Source organism: Dyadobacter sp. (genome assembly GCF_051859145.1).
Taxonomy (GTDB): Bacteria; Bacteroidota; Bacteroidia; order Cytophagales; family Spirosomataceae; genus Dyadobacter.
This window is the reverse complement of the sequence record NZ_JBHYGF010000555.1, coordinates 1-1,178: the sequence shown is the minus strand read 5'-3', so window position 1 is coordinate 1,178 and position 1,178 is coordinate 1. Positions and strand designations below refer to the sequence as shown.

Annotated in this window: 1 protein-coding gene; it reads right to left on the bottom strand. The window is 46.0% G+C overall.

Annotation, left to right across the window (positions count from 1 at the left end):
- Positions 1-1,108, bottom strand: a 1,108-nt coding sequence (locus tag ACTIE6_RS23840; protein WP_439559007.1) for a hypothetical protein, incomplete at its 3' end; no start/stop codon positions are given.
- Positions 1,109-1,178 lie beyond the last annotated feature (70 nt).

Here is a 1,178-nt window from a genome sequence, read left to right as displayed (position 1 = left end):
AAAACTGGCATTTGAGTATCCGTAAATTATAAAGATCACTAGGAAGCGGTACTGAGCTCCTGCCTGTTAGTTTTTTGTAATGCTCATTCCAGACAATAAAGGGCAGCGTTTTAAAGGTTTGTCCAAGAATGATGGAAGTAATCCAGCCTAATAGCAATAACAATCCGTACATTAAGGTCCATTTGGCGCTGATACTGTGATGCGCAACTGGAATGGTCATAAGTGCGGCAATCAGAAAAATGAAGGATACCAGCGTGTGTTTCATTGGTAAATCTATTCGTTTTCGGAGCCTGTTTTTAAACACATCATACAGGAAGTAAAGCCAGGCGATAATGCCCAGGCCGCAGACAAAAGCGTAAAGCATATCCCGGCCTGCATTGCTGTTGAGGTGGTTATCAAAAAGAAACAGGATCAAACCTGTATTCTGTAATATCCATGCAGCCTGCACCCATTTGGTTTTCCCGGATTTGGAAACTAAAAACATCGGCACAAGCTTAATGCTGACACCTGTGATCAGCTGTAAAAACCATCCCGCAAGTCCGGCATGTGCATGAAGTTTCATGATATCCAGGTGATTTCGGCTCATGAAAGGATACCTTAGGTTGATAGCAAGGCAAAGCCCTAATGTAACTGTTACCAGCAGCCAGAGCGCCGAGCTGATCAAAAACCTTTGATGAATCAAATGATTGTTAGTGCTTTGTGCAGTAAACAGTACGTTTAATGCATAGCAGAAGGTTGCCATTAAGACCAGGGAGCCGCCGGTCATCATAATCCCTCCTGCCTTGAACCACCAGAAAGCCGGAATCAGATGTGCGATACCAGCAGCAAGCAGAATGTACGAAAGGATAGCAAGGCGTCTGCTGTACAGATCGCGCTCGCATAAAACAGGCAGAAGCTCGTACGCAGCACCGAAGATGACCATCGTGCCCCAGCCCAATGCAGCCGTATGGACAACAGCCAGCAGATGCGGGCTAAAATAATGCCGGGTCAAATCCTCTGCTGACAGAAATAACAGTATAGTCAGCACCAGAAAAAACACGGCACCTGTGGCGTAGAAAGGCAGCACAATCCAGGCCGGAGGCGCTTTCCCGATATGAGTGTCGCTCATTTCTCTAAGCCGTTTTTATAAATCAAGAGCCGAACTTCACCTTCTGGCAGATTAAGAACATGTACGCCGA